Annotated in this window: 18 protein-coding genes and 3 tRNA genes; 17 read left to right on the top strand and 4 right to left on the bottom strand. The window is 58.0% G+C overall.

The window, feature by feature from the left end; translation table 11 throughout:
• Window positions 1-21 precede the first annotated feature (21 nt).
• The 6 genes from VGC62_RS17110 (at window position 22) to VGC62_RS17085 (ending at window position 2,736) form a co-directional block, all read left to right on the top strand.
• Window positions 22-97: transfer RNA gene (locus tag VGC62_RS17110), tRNA-Glu, on the top strand.
• Window positions 98-146: 49 nt separating this feature from the next.
• Window positions 147-222 (top strand) — tRNA-Ala (locus VGC62_RS17105).
• 52 nt (window positions 223-274) lie between these two features.
• A tRNA-Glu gene (locus tag VGC62_RS17100) sits at window positions 275-350 on the top strand.
• A gap of 344 nt (window positions 351-694) precedes the next feature.
• Window positions 695-1,135 carry a thioesterase family protein gene (locus VGC62_RS17095; RefSeq protein WP_331188261.1) on the top strand — a complete coding sequence of 147 codons (441 nt, stop codon included), beginning with the start codon at window positions 695-697 and terminating at the stop codon, window positions 1,133-1,135.
• A gap of 74 nt (window positions 1,136-1,209) precedes the next feature.
• Entirely contained in the window at window positions 1,210-2,169 is a 960-nt protein-coding gene (locus tag VGC62_RS17090) for a tRNA-dihydrouridine synthase (RefSeq protein ID WP_331188260.1), read from the top strand.
• 123 nt (window positions 2,170-2,292) lie between these two features.
• The gene (locus VGC62_RS17085) at window positions 2,293-2,736 is read left to right on the top strand and encodes an Hsp20 family protein (protein ID WP_331188259.1); all 444 of its coding nucleotides are present in this window, start codon (window positions 2,293-2,295) and stop codon (window positions 2,734-2,736) included.
• Window positions 2,737-2,891: 155 nt separating this feature from the next.
• Here VGC62_RS17085 and VGC62_RS17080 read toward each other — a convergent pair whose 3' ends face one another.
• Window positions 2,892-3,767: a LysR family transcriptional regulator gene (locus tag VGC62_RS17080; RefSeq protein WP_331188258.1), complete on the bottom strand. Its 876-nt coding sequence runs from the start codon at window positions 3,765-3,767 to the stop codon at window positions 2,892-2,894.
• Window positions 3,768-3,912: 145 nt separating this feature from the next.
• Here VGC62_RS17080 and leuC point away from each other — a divergent pair, with 145 nt between their 5' ends.
• The 4 genes from leuC (at window position 3,913) to asd (ending at window position 8,450) form a co-directional block, all read left to right on the top strand.
• Window positions 3,913-5,337: a 3-isopropylmalate dehydratase large subunit gene (gene leuC, locus VGC62_RS17075; RefSeq protein ID WP_331188257.1), complete on the top strand. Its 1,425-nt coding sequence runs from the start codon at window positions 3,913-3,915 to the stop codon at window positions 5,335-5,337.
• Window positions 5,338-5,347: 10 nt separating this feature from the next.
• Window positions 5,348-5,986, top strand: a complete 639-nt coding sequence (leuD, locus tag VGC62_RS17070) for a 3-isopropylmalate dehydratase small subunit (protein ID WP_331188256.1) — start codon at window positions 5,348-5,350, stop codon at window positions 5,984-5,986.
• A 165-nt stretch (window positions 5,987-6,151) separates the two neighbouring features.
• Window positions 6,152-7,234 carry a 3-isopropylmalate dehydrogenase gene (gene leuB, locus VGC62_RS17065; RefSeq protein ID WP_331188255.1) on the top strand — a complete coding sequence of 361 codons (1,083 nt, stop codon included), beginning with the start codon at window positions 6,152-6,154 and terminating at the stop codon, window positions 7,232-7,234.
• Window positions 7,235-7,337: 103 nt separating this feature from the next.
• Window positions 7,338-8,450 carry an aspartate-semialdehyde dehydrogenase gene (asd, locus tag VGC62_RS17060; RefSeq protein ID WP_331188254.1) on the top strand — a complete coding sequence of 371 codons (1,113 nt, stop codon included), beginning with the start codon at window positions 7,338-7,340 and terminating at the stop codon, window positions 8,448-8,450.
• 66 nt (window positions 8,451-8,516) lie between these two features.
• Here asd and VGC62_RS17055 read toward each other — a convergent pair whose 3' ends face one another.
• Entirely contained in the window at window positions 8,517-9,680 is a 1,164-nt protein-coding gene (locus VGC62_RS17055; RefSeq protein ID WP_331188253.1) for an acyltransferase, read from the bottom strand.
• Between the two features lie 112 nt (window positions 9,681-9,792).
• On the opposite strand from VGC62_RS17055, the gene VGC62_RS17050 reads away from it, so the two are divergent.
• From VGC62_RS17050 to VGC62_RS17025, 6 genes are all read left to right on the top strand, one after another.
• A complete protein-coding gene (locus VGC62_RS17050) occupies window positions 9,793-9,924 on the top strand; it encodes a hypothetical protein (protein WP_331188252.1) in 132 nt (43 codons plus the stop codon).
• Window positions 9,925-10,009: 85 nt separating this feature from the next.
• The gene (locus tag VGC62_RS17045; protein ID WP_331188251.1) at window positions 10,010-11,014 is read left to right on the top strand and encodes a 2-dehydro-3-deoxygalactonokinase; all 1,005 of its coding nucleotides are present in this window, start codon (window positions 10,010-10,012) and stop codon (window positions 11,012-11,014) included.
• Window position 11,015: 1 nt separating this feature from the next.
• Window positions 11,016-11,654: a 2-dehydro-3-deoxy-6-phosphogalactonate aldolase gene (locus tag VGC62_RS17040; RefSeq protein WP_331188250.1), complete on the top strand. Its 639-nt coding sequence runs from the start codon at window positions 11,016-11,018 to the stop codon at window positions 11,652-11,654.
• A 43-nt stretch (window positions 11,655-11,697) separates the two neighbouring features.
• Entirely contained in the window at window positions 11,698-12,846 is a 1,149-nt protein-coding gene (dgoD, locus tag VGC62_RS17035) for a galactonate dehydratase (protein ID WP_331188249.1), read from the top strand.
• Window positions 12,847-12,982: 136 nt separating this feature from the next.
• Complete coding sequence (locus tag VGC62_RS17030) at window positions 12,983-14,296, top strand: MFS transporter (protein ID WP_331188248.1); 1,314 nt, start codon at window positions 12,983-12,985, stop codon at window positions 14,294-14,296.
• Between the two features lie 65 nt (window positions 14,297-14,361).
• Window positions 14,362-15,168, top strand: a complete 807-nt coding sequence (locus tag VGC62_RS17025; protein WP_331188247.1) for an IclR family transcriptional regulator — start codon at window positions 14,362-14,364, stop codon at window positions 15,166-15,168.
• A gap of 128 nt (window positions 15,169-15,296) precedes the next feature.
• On the opposite strand, the gene VGC62_RS17020 is transcribed toward VGC62_RS17025, so the two are convergent.
• The gene (locus tag VGC62_RS17020) at window positions 15,297-16,349 is read right to left on the bottom strand and encodes an NAD(P)-dependent alcohol dehydrogenase (protein ID WP_331188246.1); all 1,053 of its coding nucleotides are present in this window, start codon (window positions 16,347-16,349) and stop codon (window positions 15,297-15,299) included.
• 177 nt (window positions 16,350-16,526) lie between these two features.
• On the opposite strand from VGC62_RS17020, the gene VGC62_RS17015 reads away from it, so the two are divergent.
• The gene (locus VGC62_RS17015; RefSeq protein WP_331188245.1) at window positions 16,527-17,432 is read left to right on the top strand and encodes an AraC family transcriptional regulator; all 906 of its coding nucleotides are present in this window, start codon (window positions 16,527-16,529) and stop codon (window positions 17,430-17,432) included.
• A 139-nt stretch (window positions 17,433-17,571) separates the two neighbouring features.
• On the opposite strand, the gene VGC62_RS17010 is transcribed toward VGC62_RS17015, so the two are convergent.
• Window positions 17,572-17,712: 4Fe-4S dicluster domain-containing protein (locus tag VGC62_RS17010; protein WP_331188262.1), on the bottom strand; the 141-nt coding region annotated here is incomplete at its 5' end.

Here is a 17,712-nt window from a genome sequence, read left to right as displayed (position 1 = left end):
ATCAGGCATAGAAGGGTTTGCGTCCCCTTCGTCTAGTGGCCTAGGACACCGCCCTTTCACGGCGGTAACAGGGGTTCGAGTCCCCTAGGGGACGCCAGTTTTACCGAGTGAAACGTTAGTTGATCTCCGCCGAGAGGCGTAAATTCGGGGCTATAGCTCAGCTGGGAGAGCGCCTGCATGGCATGCAGGAGGTCAGCGGTTCGATCCCGCTTAGCTCCACCAAATTTGTCAGGATTCGTCAGGTTGTAAAGACGAATTTGCTCGAAGGTTTTGCGTCCCCTTCGTCTAGTGGCCTAGGACACCGCCCTTTCACGGCGGTAACAGGGGTTCGAGTCCCCTAGGGGACGCCACGATTTCTCGCTCTGCGAGACCAAGGGTCATTCGATTATTGAATGGCCCTTTTGTTTTTTTGGGGTTTCGGTTTTCTCCTTCTTTTTCCTGCTGGTGCGGCGCAACAAGCTCGCTGCATTCCTGGCCCTCGCCAACCCACATTCTGGCGCGCGTACAAACGACAGAAAAGCTCAAGCTTGCGAGCTAGCGAGCGTAGCCTGATAACGTACTGGCAGACCATCGCCGTGATGGTCCGTGCGCCGCTAAGTTGGCGGTTGTTTAAGCTGTCCGACATCCTGCGTCTATCGGTGGTGGCTTTTCGTTACACTGCTTGCGACACGAATTCATGAGGGCAGGAGTGGGCATGGTCTGGGATCTGGCAACGCCATTCGTCATCGATCTGAATGTGGTCGAGGACGATATCGATGGATTGGGGCACGCCAACAATGCGGTGTATGTGACCTGGCTTGAGCGCTGTGCCTGGCGCCACTCGCAGCAGTTGGGCCTGGACTTGACTGAATATCGTCGTCTTGATCGGGCGATGGTGGTGGTCAGGCACGAAATCGACTACCTCGCCAGCGCGTATCAGGACGACGAACTGCAACTGGCAACCTGGATTGTCGACTGGGACCAGCGCTTGAAAATGACTCGACGCTTTCAGCTCAAGCGCCCCAGCGATGGAATCACGCTGTTGCGAGCACACACCACGTTTGTCTGCATCGAGCTGTCCAGCGGTAAACCCAAGCGTATGCCCGCCGAGTTCCTCGAAGGCTACGGATCAGCACTGATAACGGTTACATCTTAATGAGCAGCTCGGCGAGCCCGTTCCCAAGTGGGCCGCAGCCCCGTAAACTGCCAGACTTTTTTCGAGTGTGATCCATGCAAATTGCCCTGGCGCCCATGGAAGGCCTGGTCGATGACATCCTTCGCGACGTACTGACTCAGGTCGGCGGCATAGATTGGTGCGTGACCGAGTTCATCCGAGTGACCGAGCGTTTGCTGCCGGCTCACTACTTCCACACGTTTGCCTCCGAGTTACTGACCGACGCCAAGACCCGCGCTGGCGTGCCTTTGCGGGTGCAGTTGCTAGGTTGCGACCCGGTCTGCCTGGCAGAAAACGCTGCATACGCTGCCGAGTTGGGCGCGCCGGTCATCGACTTGAATTTTGGCTGTCCGGCAAAAACGGTCAATCGCTCCCGTGGCGGCGCCGTATTGCTCAAAGAGCCTGAACTGCTGCACGACATCATCAGCCAAGTGCGCCGCGCCGTTCCTGCGCACATTCCGGTTACGGCGAAAATGCGGCTGGGCTTCGACAATACCGATCCTGCTCTTGATTGTGCCCGCGCCCTTGAGGCGGGAGGCGCCGAGCACATCGTCGTGCATGCACGAACCAAGGTGGATGGCTACAAGCCGCCTGCGCATTGGGAGTGGATCGGCAGGATTCAGGATGTGGTGAAGATCCCGATCATTGCCAATGGCGAAATCTGGACAGTCGATGACTGGCGGCGCTGCCGCGAAATCTGTGGTGCGCGTGACATCATGATCGGGCGAGGGCTGGTGGCGCGGCCGGATCTGGCGCGGCAAATCGCAGCTGCGGAGGCGGGCAGGGAGGTGGTCGAAATGACCTGGGCAGAACTGCAACCGCTGCTGCGTGAGTTCTGGCGGCAGGCGGTAGGCAAGATGACCCGTGTGCAGGCGCCAGGCCGCTTGAAGCAATGGGTGGTGCTGTTGACCAAAAGCTACCCCGAAGCGACGGTGCTGTTCGATGCCCTGCGTCGCGAAACCGACTGCGAGCGCATCGGACAGATGCTCGGTGGCAGTCAGACACAGGCGGCTTGAACGGACGAAATTTTTTTAAAGCGACTCTTGAAACACAAGTGACAGTCCTTATTTTGGGATTACGCGATGCCGGATTCGGGTCGCGCAGACACACCACTTGCTGATTTATCAGGAGAGATTCAAATGACAACTGCATTTTCCCTGGCTCCATTGTTCCGTCATTCCGTTGGTTTCGACCGCTTCAACGACTTGTTTGAATCGGCCGCACGCAACGATTCGGCGAGCACCTATCCTCCCTACAACGTCGAGAAACACGCAGATGACCAATACCGCATTGTCATCGCGGCTGCGGGTTTCCAGGAAGAAGACCTGGAATTGCAGGTCGAGAATGGCGTGCTCACGGTCACTGGTGGCAAGCGCGAGAATACCGCTGAAGGCGTAACCTTCCTGCATCAGGGCATCGCCCAGCGCGCGTTCAAGCTGTCGTTCCGCCTTGCCGACCATATAGAGGTCAAAAATGCCGAGTTGGCCAACGGTCTGTTGAACATCGACCTGTTGCGTCTGGTGCCCGAAGAGGCCAAACCAAAGCGCATTCAGATCAATGGTCAGAAAACCCTGACCCACTGAGTCGTAGCGGTAGTATCAAGAAAGGCGCCTGAACGGGCGCCTTTCTTATGTATACACATTTATTGTCCGGTTTTATTCAGCCAGAAACGCCAATGGTTCAGGTTTCTCGACGCCCGCTATTCGAGAATCTGTCGGTGTCTCATCGGTTCACAACGTCAAGCTTCGACCTGTGCGTCCAATAACGCCATAAACGCCCGGGCGGCGTTCGACAGCGTGCGCTCGGTGTGAACGATGTAGCCCAGCTGGCGATTGAGCTGTATGCCTGGCAATGGAATGCGCGCAACTTGTTCATCGAGCATGGTTCTGGGTAATACGCTCCAGGCCAGGCCGATGGACACCATCATCTTGATCGTCTCCATGTAGTTGGTACTCATGGCGATGTTCGGCTTGACCCCTTGTGCTTCGCACAACCCGCTGACGATGTGATGGGTAAAGGTATTGCCGCCAGGGAACACCGCTGGATAGGCGGCGATGTCGGCCAGAGTGACCTCACCGCTGTTGGCCAGCGGGTGCTCGGGGGCGGCGACGAAATCCAGTGGGTCATCCCACACCGGCACGGCTTTGACCAGGGCATGAGGTTGTGGGGCAAGGGTAATAACGGCGAGTTCTGCACGCCCGTGGAGGATTTCCTCGTAGGCCACTTCCGAATCGAGGAACTGAATATCCAGCGCGACGTTGGGATAACGTCGGGTGAACTCACGTAATAAAGGAGGCAAGCGGTGCAGGCCGATGTGATGGCTGGTTGCCAGTGTCAGGCGTCCGCTGACCTCGCCGGTCAAGTTGGTCAGGGCGCGGCGGGTGTCGTCCAGCACGTTCAAAATCTGATACGCGCGTGGCAACAACGCCCGCCCAGCCTCGGTCAGACCGACTTCACGGCCAAGCCGGTCAAACAATCTGACCTTCAGTTGCTGTTCGAGTCCGGCAATGCGTTTGCTCACCGCCGGTTGTGTCAGGTGCAGCCGTTCAGCCGCCGCAGAAAAACTGCCGGTCTCGGCGATTGCAATAAAGGCATTAAGGTTGGCCAGATCCATGCTCGAATTCCAGTTGGTTATGCAAAGCATAAAAAATATGAATTTGAGTTATTTAAGCATATTCCATAGCATCACCCTTACAAGCCAAGGGTTATTGCCTGTCGATGACCGCGGCATAGAAACAAGCTGATGAGGAAACCGTCTGATGGCCGGCAAAACGCTTTACGACAAGCTCTGGGATTCGCATTTGGTCAAGCAGCGCGACGATGGTTCGGCGCTGCTTTATATCGATCGTCACATCATCCACGAAGTGACCTCTCCGCAAGCCTTCGAGGGCCTGCGTCTGGCTGGGCGCAAGCCTTGGCGCATCGACGCCAACATCGCGACTGCCGACCATAATGTGCCCACTACCCCTGAGCGTAAGGACGGCGTAGATGCCATCGTCGATCTGGTGTCGCGTTTGCAGGTCAAGACCCTGGACGACAACTGCGACGAATACGGCATCACCGAATTCAAGATGAACGACGTGCGTCAAGGCATCGTTCACGTGATCGGCCCGGAGCAGGGCGCGACCTTGCCCGGCATGACCGTGGTCTGCGGCGACTCGCACACCTCGACTCACGGTGCGTTTGGCGCTCTGGCCCATGGTATCGGCACTTCTGAGGTTGAGCATGTGCTCGCCACGCAGTGCCTGGTCGCCAAAAAAATGAAAAACATGCTGGTGCGCGTTGAAGGCAAATTGCCGTTTGGTGTCACCGCCAAAGACATCGTGCTGGCAATCATCGGCAAGATCGGTACCGCAGGCGGCAATGGTCACGCGATTGAATTCGCCGGTAGCGCGATTCGTGACCTGTCGGTCGAAGGCCGCATGACCATCTGCAACATGTCCATCGAAGGTGGCGCTCGTGTGGGCCTGGTCGCCACAGACGAAAAAACCATCGCTTACGTCAAGGGCCGTCCGTTTGCACCGAAGGGCGATCAATGGGACATGGCCGTCGAGGCCTGGAAAGATCTGGTCTCTGACGACGATGCGGTGTTCGACAAGGTGGTTGAGCTTGATGCCGCGCAGATCAAGCCACAAGTCAGTTGGGGCACCTCACCGGAAATGGTCCTGGCTGTTGATCAGAATGTTCCTGACCCTGAGAAAGAACCTGACCTGGTCAAGCGTGATTCCATCGAGCGGGCCCTGAAGTACATGGGGCTCAAAGCCAATCAGGCAATCACTGATATCCAACTGGACCGTGTGTTCATTGGGTCCTGCACCAACTCGCGGATTGAAGACCTGCGCGCCGCCGCAGACATCGCCAAGGGTCGCAAGGTGGCTTCGACCATCAAGCAAGCCATTGTGGTGCCGGGGTCGGGTCTGGTGAAAGCACAGGCGGAGAAAGAAGGTTTGGACAAAATCTTCATTGACGCCGGTTTCGAATGGCGCGAGCCGGGTTGCTCGATGTGTCTGGCGATGAACCCCGACCGTTTGGAAAGCGGTGAGCATTGTGCGTCCACGTCCAACCGCAATTTCGAAGGCCGTCAGGGCGCCGGTGGCCGTACTCACCTGGTCAGCCCGGCGATGGCGGCAGCTGCCGCGGTTAATGGTCGTTTCGTCGACGTTCGCAGCATGAGCCAGCAATAAGGAGCCCAACATGAAAGCCTTTACTCAACACACCGGCATGGTTGCTCCTCTGGATCGCGCCAACGTCGACACCGACCAGATCATCCCCAAGCAGTTTCTCAAATCGATCAAGCGTACGGGGTTCGGCCCCAATCTGTTCGATGAATGGCGTTATCTGGATGTGGGGCAACCGTATCAGGACAACTCCAGGCGTCCGCTGAACCCTGACTTCGTGCTCAACAATGCGCGCTATCAAGGCGCCAGTGTGTTGCTGGCCCGTGAAAACTTCGGTTGCGGCTCTAGCCGCGAGCATGCACCTTGGGCGCTGGAGGAGTATGGTTTCCGTGCAATCATCGCGCCGAGCTATGCTGATATTTTTTTCAACAACAGTTTCAAAAATGGTTTGCTGCCGATCATTCTGAACGAAGCTGATGTTGACGAGTTGTTCAAGCAGGTCGAAGCGACACCGGGATACCAACTGAATGTTGATCTGGCATCGCAGACCGTGACCCGTCCAGACGGTAAGGTTCTGAGTTTTGAGATCGACGCGTTTCGCAAGCATTGTCTGTTGAACGGCCTTGACGACATCGGCCTGACGCTGGTGGACGGCGATGCGATTGCGACGTTCGAAAGCAAACACCGTGCGAGCCAGCCGTGGTTGTTCAGGTAAACGGGTATGCCTTGATGCGTTCTGTAGGAGCCAACTTGTTGGCGAGGCGTCAGGGTGGCGTGTCAGATCTAGCGCCTCGCGAATAAATTCGCTCCTACAGATCAGAATATTCGCAGATTTTATCAGCGCTCTTGCTAGCGCCGCACTCATTTCAACGAGGACATTATGAGCAAGCAGATTCTGATTCTTCCAGGTGATGGCATTGGTCCGGAAATCATGGCCGAAGCGGTCAAGGTGCTGGAGCAGGCCAATGACAAGTACTCATTGGGGTTCGAATTAACCCACGACCTGATCGGCGGCGCGGCAATCGACAAGCATGGCGTTCCGCTGGCTGACGAGACGCTGGAGCGTGCGCGCAAGGCTGACGCCGTATTGCTTGGCGCAGTCGGCGGGCCTAAGTGGGATGCCATCGAGCGTGATATCCGCCCTGAACGGGGCCTGTTGAAGATTCGCTCGCAACTGGGCCTGTTCGCCAACCTGCGCCCGGCCATCCTTTATCCGCAACTGGCCGACGCGTCGAGTCTGAAGCCGGAAATCGTTTCCGGTCTGGACATCCTGATCGTGCGCGAACTGACCGGCGGCATCTATTTTGGCTCGCCACGCGGCACCGGCGAATTGGAGAATGGTGAGCGTCAGGCCTATGACACGCTGCCGTACAGCGAAAGCGAAATCCGCCGTATTGCCCTTGTCGGTTTCGACATGGCGCGGGTGCGTGGCAAGAAGTTGTGCTCAGTGGACAAGGCCAATGTCCTGGCCTCCAGCCAACTGTGGCGTGAAGTGGTCGAGGAAGTGGCCAAGGATTACCCGGACGTCGAACTGAGCCACATGTACGTCGATAATGCCGCCATGCAATTGGTGCGTGCGCCGAAGCAATTTGACGTGATCGTCACTGACAACCTGTTCGGTGACATTCTCTCCGACGAAGCGTCGATGCTCACGGGTTCCATCGGCATGCTGCCCTCGGCGTCACTGGATGCATACAACAAGGGCATGTACGAGCCTTGTCACGGTTCGGCGCCAGACATCGCCGGCAAAGGCGTGGCCAACCCGTTGGCGACCATTCTTTCGGTGTCGATGATGTTGCGTTACAGCTTTAACCAGTTGGCCGCCGCCGATGCGATCGAGAAGGCTGTCAGCCTGGTGCTGGACCAAGGTTTGCGCACTGGCGACATCTGGTCCATCGGTAATGCTCAAGTCGGTACGCAGGAAATGGGTGATGCCGTAGTCGCCGCGCTGCGCAATCTGTAATATCCCGGGCCCACTACCACGAGATCGAGTCGAGGCGGCGGAGCACAAGCGCATTTCGATTCGCTCCGTAAGGGGCCCCACTTTTAGTTAAGGTGTAGTTGCGATGAAACGTGTAGGTCTGGTCGGTTGGCGCGGTATGGTTGGTTCCGTGCTCATGCAGCGGATGCTGGAAGAGCAGGATTTCGATCTGATCGAGCCGGTTTTTTTCACCACGTCCAACGTCGGTGGACAAGGTCCATCGGTGGGCAAGGACATTGCACCGCTCAAGGATGCATACAGCATCGACGATCTCAAGACCCTCGACGTGGTGCTGACCTGCCAGGGCGGCGACTACACTAATGAGGTGTTCCCGAAGCTGCGTGAAGCCGGCTGGCAGGGTTATTGGATCGATGCGGCCTCATCGCTGCGTATGCACGACGATGCAGTGATCATCCTTGATCCGGTAAACCGCAAGGTCATCGACCAGCAACTGGACGCCGGCACCAAAAACTACATCGGTGGCAACTGCACGGTAAGCCTGATGCTGATGGGGTTGGGCGGTTTGTTCGAGGCCGGTCTGGTCGAGTGGATGAACGTCATGACCTACCAGGCAGCCTCCGGTGCCGGCGCGCAGAACATGCGTGAGCTGATCAAGCAGATGGGTGCGATCAACGCATCGGTTGCCGATGAGCTGGCAAATCCTGCCAGCGCGATTCTGGACATCGATCGCAAAGTGGCCGAAGCCATGCGCAGTGAAGCGTTCCCCACCGAGAACTTCGGCGTGCCACTGGCTGGCAGCCTGATCCCATGGATCGACAAAGAGTTGCCAAACGGCCAGAGCCGTGAAGAGTGGAAAGGCCAGGCCGAGACCAACAAGATCCTCGGCCGCTTCAAGAGCCCGATTCCGGTGGACGGTATCTGCGTGCGCATTGGCGCCATGCGTTGCCACAGCCAGGCGCTGACGATCAAGCTCAACAAAGACGTACCGATTGCCGATATCGAAGGCATGATCAGCCAGCACAACCCGTGGGTGAAACTGGTGCCTAATACCCGTGAAGCGAGCATTCAGGAGCTGAGCCCGACGTCAGTGACCGGTACGCTGAACGTTCCGGTGGGGCGTCTGCGCAAGTTGAATATGGGTTCGCAATACCTGGGCGCATTTACCGTTGGTGACCAACTGCTGTGGGGCGCGGCCGAACCGCTGCGTCGCATGCTGCGTATCCTGCTGGAACGCTGATGCAGCGCTGATACCGGACATCGAAAACCGCCTTCAATGGCGGTTTTTTATGCATGAAACAATTGATCAGATCGAACGACTGGCGTCTGGCCCCTGACGCCGGTCGACAATTTTACCGGCCTTCCAGCGCTTACCGAGCAGCACGCCTTGCGCCTCGACATACCGATAGGTCAGCATCGACACCACTACAACGGTGACGATCAGGAACACCATGATCAGGTTGTCATTGATGCCCGTGCCAGTGCTCACGTAACGCACCATCGTCCCCGCCGCGTCCCCAGGTAGGTCGGCAAACAGTGTTGTGCCGGTGCGCTTGGCGATGATTTGCAAGGCGGTGCCGACTGCGAATATCACCGCAGCGTGGGTCATATAAATCGACAACCACAGCTTGCCCAGCCACCTGAATGGCCGCAGCCGCAGTAGCTGCGAGACCACTCCCGCTTCAAACGCGAATATCAGGACCGCCACGCAGAACAGCAGCGCCAGTTCGAGCGTCAACGGTTTTTCGCCCTCGGTCATGATCACGTAGATCAGCGCGAGGATGGCAATTTCGAGCACGCTGGCGAGCAAGCGTCCCGGCGCGAAGTCGTGTAATCGAAGATAAACGCGATAGGTAAGGGCTCCGCCGAAGAAAGCAGCCGCGCCCCATTGCAGGTTAGGCGTGAGCAACGGTGTTTCCACAAACAGTGCCACAAACGACAAAACTGCCAGCAGGGTCAGGATTTTGCGAGCCAGAGCGGGTACCAGGAAAACGATCAGCGCGAACAGCAAGGCCAGGTAGTACTGAACACTGACCGCCCACGATGGATAGTTGAACGACAGGGCGTTGAACCCTGGCCACCAGGCCTGGATCAGTAGCAGATTGGGCAGGATTTCTGCTGGCGCCCGGTCGCCGCTGAAGGCCGCGCTGTTGAGCGACATGCCGTAGCGTTCGAGTACCAGCTTGGCGCATTCAAAACCGATAAACACGACCAGCATGAACACGTGCAGTGGATAAACCCTGCACGTTTGGGTGATGACGAAGTCACGCAGTTGGCGTGGCGTTGCGAGGTGATTCATGTAGTGGCGATAGATCAGGAAGCCACTGATGGCAAAAAACAGCTCGACGAAGTAGCTGGCGTTCCTGAACAGCGCCAGTTCCGTGAAGCTGCGTTCGATGTGTGAATGGTGAACGATAAGTGTCAGCGCACAGAGCCCACACAGGCTGTCGAACACGGGAAATCTCTTCATCTTACGGGTCCTTTTGCAGATGGAGTCCAGCCGATTGCACAGCACGACGGTTCGTGGCGACCGGACAGGCCATCACGAGCGGCAGGGAACATAGAGTGAGGGAAACAACGCAATGGTTACCACCTTCCGTGCTGAGGACGGATGGCGATGGTGGCGCGTTGGTGCTGCAGATTATGCCGCAGCCCAGGAGAAACATTTGCTTGATCTGACGATCAGTCAGTTCTTTTTTAATCCCAATATATGAGATTTAAAGTTATATATTGAGATTTATCTTTGCTCAGGTTTATAGTCGTCTCGCACTCACTCATCAATAACAATCAGGTGAAGCAATGCAGGCGCAATTGATCGCGCTCGATTGGGGAACAACCTCCCTTCGTGCTTATCGGCTTGGCGAGCGAGGCCGAGTTCTGGAACAACGCGCATTGAGCGCCGGTATCATGCAGCTACCGTCAACCCCCCGCCTGATTGCGGGTGCCCTGTGCAGTGATGGGTTTGAGCTGGCTTTCGATCTGGCCTGTGGCGACTGGCTCGATGCCCGGCCGGATCTTCCGGTGATCGCCTGCGGCATGGTCGGCAGTGCGCAAGGCTGGCGTGAAGCAGCGTATCGCGAGACCCCTGCCGATGTGTCCGCACTCAGTTGCGCCCTGGTCACGGTGCGCAGCGTGCGTGGGGTGGATGTACACATCATCCCCGGCGTGCTGCAACGCTCGGTGCTGCCCAATGTCATGCGCGGTGAAGAGACCCAGGTCTTGGGTGTTCTGAGCATGTTGGATGACCAGATCACCGAGGCGCCGTTGCTGATTGGCCTACCCGGTAGCCATTCCAAATGGGTGCGAGTCGTCAAGGGCTGCATCGTCCACTTCGACACCTTCATGACCGGCGAGGTCTACGCCGCGTTATCTGCTCATACCATTCTGGGCCGCACTATGCAGCGCAGCGACGTCTTCGATGAGGTCGCGTTCGAGCGCGGCGTAGCGGTGGCGTTGTCGCCAAGCGGCGCTGCCGGGCCACTCTCCACCGTCTTCAGTTGCCGAACCCTGGGCCTGATCGGTGAGTTGGCTGGCAGTGCGCAACCCGATTATCTGTCCGGCCTGCTGATCGGTCATGAACTGGTCGCTTTGCGAGCCTTGCTTCAAGCGTCCGGCAAACCATTGCCTGCGGTCATCCTCATCGGCAGCGACCCGTTGCTGGTGCGTTATCAGCGTGCGCTGCACGATTGCGGGTTTACCCAAGTGACGTTGGCCCAACAAGCGACTGAACACGGTCTGTGGCAAGTCGCGGTTCAGGCCGGTTTGCTCGTCTCCACTCAACCGCGTTATCACGTAGAGAACTGACATGCTCAAGCAAGCCCTCGTGCAAAACGGTCTGATTGCCATCCTGCGTGGTCTGCGCCCCGAAGAAGCGCCTGCTATTGGCGATGTCCTGTACAAGGCCGGTTTTCGGGTCATCGAAGTCCCGCTTAATTCACCCCAGCCGTACGACAGTATTCGGTTGCTGCGTCAGAGCCTTCCCGCCGATTGCCTGATCGGCGCTGGCACCGTGCTGACACCAGAGCAGGTGCGGTGGGTGAAGGAGGCGGGCGGGCAAGTCATTGTCATGCCACACAGCGACCCTGAGGTACTACGCGCAGCCAAGGCCGAAGGTCTGTTTTTGTCGCCCGGCGTCGCCACGCCGACCGAAGCCTTTGCCGCACTGGCTAACGGCGCCGATGTACTGAAAATGTTCCCGGCCGAGCAAATGGGCCCCGCAGTGGTCAAGGCCTGGCTGGCGGTATTGCCAAGCGGCACGGCGCTGGTTCCGGTGGGCGGCATCACGGTGGACAACATGAAAGTCTTCCTCGACGCAGGCGTGTCAGGTTTTGGTCTGGGCTCAGGGTTGTTCAAGCCCGGCATGACTGCCGAAGAGGTGGCCGAACGCGCCAGTGCTTACGTAGCGGCCTGGAAGCAATCGCGCCAGGCCGAAAACGGCCAGTAATCAAGCACCCTCGAACACGCATCTTTGAATAAGAGAGAGAAAGATGAAAATCACTAAACTCACGACCTTCATCGTCCCGCCGCGCTGGTGCTTTCTGAAAGTCGAAACGGATCAGGGCGTTACCGGTTGGGGCGAGCCTGTTGTTGAAGGACGCGCGCACACCGTTGCCGCCGCCGTCGAAGAGTTGTCCGACTACTTGATCGGCAAAGACCCACGCAATATCGAAGACATCTGGACGGTGCTGTATCGCGGCGGTTTCTACCGTGGCGGCGCCATTCACATGAGCGCGCTGGCGGGCATTGATCAAGCCTTGTGGGACATCAAGGGTAAGGCGCTCGGTGTGTCAGTCAGTGATCTGCTGGGTGGCCAGGTGCGGGACAAGATTCGCGTGTACTCATGGATTGGCGGCGACCGTCCCGCCGATACCGCGCGGGCCGCCAAGGAAGCAGTCGAGCGGGGTTTCACTGCCGTGAAAATGAACGGCACTGAAGAACTGCAATTTCTCGACACCTTCGACAAAGTGGACATGGCGCTGGCCAACGTCGCCGCCGTGCGTGATGCGGTAGGCCCGAACGTCGGCATCGGCGTCGACTTCCATGGCCGGGTACATAAGCCGATGGCCAAGGTGCTGATGAAGGAGCTTGATCCCTACAAGCTGATGTTCATCGAAGAGCCGGTGCTCAGCGAAAACTACGAAGCGCTTAAAGAGCTGGCGCCGTTGACCAGTACGCCGATTGCGTTGGGCGAGCGTCTGTTCTCGCGCTGGGATTTCAAGCGGGTCCTGAGCGAGGGCTATGTCGACATCATCCAGCCTGATGCTTCCCATGCAGGCGGTATCACTGAAACCCGCAAGATCGCCAACATGGCCGAAGCCTACGACGTCGCGCTGGCGCTGCATTGCCCGTTGGGCCCGATTGCACTAGCGGCTTGCCTGCAACTGGACGCGGTTTGTTACAACGCGTTCATCCAGGAGCAGAGCCTGGGCATCCATTACAACGAAAGCAACGACCTGCTCGATTACATCAAGAACCCGCAAGTCTTCGACTACGACAAGGGCATGGTGAAAATCCCCAACGGTCCGGGCCTGGGTATCGAGATCAATGAGGAGTACGTCAAGGAGCGCGCCGCCATCGGCCACCGTTGGCGCAACCCGATCTGGCGTCATGCCGATGGCAGTTTTGCCGAGTGGTGATTCCAGCTAGCGGCAGTTTTTGTAGGAGCTGCCGCAGGCTGCGATAGCTTGATCGCAACCTTCAAAGGCTCCTACGGATTTGCAATGTTCCAGTGTTTTTCCTGACCTCAAATAACCATAAAAAGAGGCATGATCCATGCGCACACAAACCCTTGCCCAGGCGCGGGCCACGACCGCCACGCCGACCCGTAAACGTTTCTTCATCATGGTGCTGCTGTTCATCACGGTGGTCATCAACTACCTGGACCGCAGCAACCTGTCCATTGCCGCGCCAGCACTGACCAGCGAGTTGGGCATCGACCCGGTCCACGTGGGCTTGATCTTTTCAGCCTTCGGCTGGACCTACGTCGCAATGCAACTGCCTGGCGGCTGGCTGGTGGACCGCGTGCCACCGCGCATTCTTTACACTGTTGCGCTGGCCCTGTGGTCGCTGGCCACCATCATGCTCGGCTTTGTTGGCAGCTTCATCGGTCTGTTTATCCTGCGCATGCTGGTTGGCGCGCTCGAAGCGCCGGCGTATCCGATCAACAGCCGTGTCGTCACCACCTGGTTTCCTGAGCGCGAGCGAGCGACGGCGGTTGGTTTTTACACGTCAGGGCAATTCGTTGGCCTGGCGTTTCTGACACCCGTGCTGGCGTGGCTGCAAACCTATTACGGCTGGCACATGGTGTTTGTCGCGACCGGTGCCGTGGGCGTGCTTTGGGCCGCGATCTGGTTCATGGTGTACCGCGAGCCGCGTGATTTCAAAGGGGCCAATCAAGCTGAAATCGAGCTAATTACCGAGGGTGGTGGGCTGGTCGATATTCAGGCCGATACTGCAAAAGCCAAGCAGGGTTTCAGTTGGCTCGACCTTGGGATTGTGCTGAGCAAACGCAAGCTGTGGGGCATTTATCTGGGCCAGTTCTGCCTAAACTCCACGCTGTGGTTCTTCCTGACGTGGTTCCCGACCTACCTGGTGAAATATCGCGGTATGGACTTCATCAAGTCGGGTCTGCTGGCCTCGCTGCCGTTTCTTGCAGCGTTTGTCGGCGTGCTGTGCTCGGGGTTCTTTTCCGACTGGTTGATCCGTCGAGGCTATACCGTCGGCTTCGCCCGTAAGCTGCCGATTATTGCGGGCCTGTTGATTTCAACCTCGATCATCGGTGCCAACTACGTTGAATCGACACCGCTGGTGATCACCTTTTTGGCGTTAGCGTTCTTCGGTAATGGGTTGGCGTCTATCACCTGGTCGTTGGTCTCGACATTAGCGCCGGCGCGTTTGCTGGGTTTGACGGGCGGTACGTTCAATTTGATCGGTAACCTGGCGGCCATCGCCACGCCGATCGTCATTGGCTTCCTGGCCAGCGGTGATTCGTTCGCGCCGGCCATCACCTACATTGCGGTGTTGGCGTTGCTGGGCGCGCTGTCGTACATCTTGCTGGTAGGCAAAGTGGAACGTATCGAACTGTAACGATTGGCAAGCCTTAGAGCTGGCGCCGATAATGCCTCCCGCTCTCTGATTGGATAAGGCGCGATATGCAAGACACTTCCGATACCCCAAGCGTTGTAAGCAAAGACCCCGCGCCCACTGGGACGCAAACCTTGCTTCGCGGTTTGGGCGTGGTACAGGCGGTGGCCAGTGGCGCGCGTGACCTCAAGGAAATCGCCCGACTGATCGGCACCACGCGCAGCACCACACACAGGTTGGCCAGTTGCCTGGTTGAGGAGCGCTACCTGCGGGTGCTGCCACAAGTGGGTTATTTGCTCGGCCCTAAACTGATCGAACTGGGTTTTCAGGCGCGTGAAGAAGTGCCTTTGGCCATGCTGGCACGGCCTTTTCTGGATGAGCTGTCGGCGTTGACTGGCGACACGGTGCATCTGGCGGTGCGCGATGGTGACGAGGTGCTTTACCTGCACAAGAATCCAGGGCGCAATGGCCCGGAAATGCGCTCGCGCGTCGGGCACCGCATGCCGCTTGCGCGCACCGGCATCGGCAAGGCGTTATTGTTGGACAGTCCAGAAAGCGAATGGCAGCGGCTGTATGAGGTCAGTTTGCCGGACGCTGCGCGAAATCCGCTGTGGCCTGCGCATCAGGAGCAATCCTGGGAACAGGTCTGTCAGCGCATGCACGAGTACGTACAGGGCGGTTATGCGTTTGATCTGGAAGACAACGAACCGTCGATTCGCTGCGTGGCCGCGCCTGTTCGTGATGCGAGCAAGCACATCGTCGCCGGTATCAGTATTGCCAGCACTGTGCCGTATATGCCGCTGGAAAAGATGGCAGAGCTGGTGCCATTGATCAAAGAAGTAGCGGCACGGTTGTCGGCGGAGTTGGGGGGGTAAATCACCGTCTTTGAATTCCCTGTAGGAGCCAACTTGTTGGCGAGGCGACCATCGCGGTGTGTCAGGCATGACGCCTCGCGAACGCGTTCACTTCTAAGGGATGCCCCCCCCCCCGACTATGCCGTGGGTCAAGCCTTCAACGTTGCCATATCAATCACGAAACGGTACTTCACGTCGCCGGCAATCATGCGGCTGAACGCCTCGTTGATGTTTTTGATGTCGAGCATTTCGATGTCACAGGTGATGCCATGTTCAGCGCAGAAATCCAGCACTTCCTGGGTTTCTGCGATGCCACCGATCAACGAGCCAGCCAGCACGCGACGCTTCATCACCAGATTGGCGGCGTGCAGCGCAGGATCAACCGGTTCGATCAGACCCACTAGAATATGGACGCCATCGAAACGCAGGGTTTCGAGGTAGGGGTTCAGGTCGTGCTGCACCGGAATGGTATCCAGCAGAAAATCGAAATGCCCGGCAGCGGCTTTCATCTGTTCGGCATCAGTGGAGACGATCACATGATCGGCGCCCTGACGGCGCGCTTCTTCGGCCTTGCTGGCGGAGCGGGTAAACAGGGTCACTTCGGCGCCCATGGCTTTGGCGAACTTGATGCCCATGTGGCCCAGACCGCCCATGCCAAGAATCCCGACCTTGTCGCCTGGTTTCACGCCGTAATGCTTAAGTGGCGAATACGTGGTGATGCCTGCACAAAGGATCGGTGCGGCGGCGGCCAGGTCCAGTTTTTCCGGGATGCGAACGACGAAATGCTCGCTGACCACGATGCTGTTGGAGTAGCCACCCATGGTGTTACTGCCGTCGATACGGTCCGGGGTGGCGTACGTCAGGGTGGGGCCTTCGAGGCAGTACTGCTCCAGATCCGCCGCGCAGGCTTCGCAGTGGCGGCAAGAGTCGACCATGCAGCCAACGCCTACCAGGTCGCCGACCTTGTAGTTGCTGACGTTAGCGCCAATCGCGGTGACCTTGCCGACGATTTCATGACCTGGCATCAACGGATAAACCGCGATGCCCCATTCATTACGTGCCTGGTGAATGTCGGAGTGGCAGACCCCGCAATACATGATCTCGATGGCCACATCATCGGCTCGTGGGCTGCGGCGCTCGAAAGTCATGGGGGCGAGGGGAGTGGTGGCCGATTGAGCGGCATAACCGATAGCGGTGTACATGTGGAGCCTCGCAAAGAGATGACAAGTGAGGTGGGCCATTCTCCGCAAGGCGGTCGTTCGCGGCCATGACCATTCCTACGGGTGTCATGCCTAATCCTCCGGCATTGGCCGATCATGGCTTGTTGCCGCAGGCTTATCTGCGATGATGCCAGTGTCTATTCCTCTGTCTGGTCATCTATGCCCTCGACTCACTTTATGGATTTCAATAACACCCTCGTTTCCCTGATCAAGCCGTTGGCGCCGTATCCTGGGTTTGTCGACACACGGCTGCCTGGCGTGCAAGCGATGTCGTGGGATCACTATGTCGCCAGCAGCCCGCAGATTTATGAGCCCAGCCTGGTCATCCTTGCCCAGGGCAGCAAACTGGCGCGGCTTGGGCCCCGGACGCTGGAGTACGGCGCGGGTCATTACCTGGTGCAGGCCCTGTCGGTACCGTTTATGTGCGAGACGTTTGCTACGGTTGATGAGCCTTTATATGGCGTGTCGGTTGCGATCGATCGCATTGTGTTGGGGGAGTTGGTGCAGTCCATGGGGCTGCCGCCTGATGCCGCGGTAAAGGCACAGACGCCAGAATCGATGACATCCGCCAAGCTGGACGTGCAGATGCGTGAAAGCGTCGAGCGCTTGCTGCGGTGCCTGCATGATCCGCTGGACTGTCAGGTGATGGGGCGCGCGCGAGTGCGTGAGGTGTTTTACGCCGCTTTGCGCGGGCCGCAGGCGGGTGTGCTGCGTGCGCTGGTCGAACAGCAGGGGCACTTCGCTCGAATTGCTGCATCGTTGCAGCACCTCCACGATCATTATGATGAGTCGCTGAGCGTCGATGAGCTGGCGAGTTGCGCGAACATGAGCGCGTCGACCTTTCACGAGCATTTCAAGCGCAGCACGCTGTTGTCACCCGTGCAGTACCTCAAGCGTCTTCGGCTGCTCAAGGCCCAGCAGATGCTGGTCGGTGAAGGCTTGGGCGTCGCACAAGTGGCGCACAAGGTCGGCTACCAAAGCACGTCGCAATTCAGTCGGGAATACAAACGTTACTTTGAGCGCAGCCCAGGGGAAGAGGGCGCACAAATGCGCATGCCGGCCTGATTGCCAGGCACAAAAAAGGCGTCATTAAAACGCCATTTCTGGATCGGGCGGACTTTGAGCTGCCAAAGGCTGTGAAAGCGCCATTGGCCTTGGTGCGGCAGCATGGTAATCGCAGTCTTTAGCAGCTCCTACAGTCGATTTACATATTCGGGTAAGTCGGGCCGCCAGCGCCTTCCGGTGCCACCCAGGTGATGTTCTGTGAAGGGTCCTTGATGTCGCAGGTCTTGCAGTGGACGCAGTTCTGCGCGTTTATCTGGAAACGCTTCTCGCCGTTTTCCTG

The organism is Pseudomonas sp. (genome assembly GCF_036404235.1).
GTDB lineage: Bacteria > Pseudomonadota > Gammaproteobacteria > Pseudomonadales > Pseudomonadaceae > Aquipseudomonas.
The sequence above is the reverse complement of the archived record's forward strand: the minus strand, read 5'-3'. Positions and strand labels throughout refer to the sequence as shown.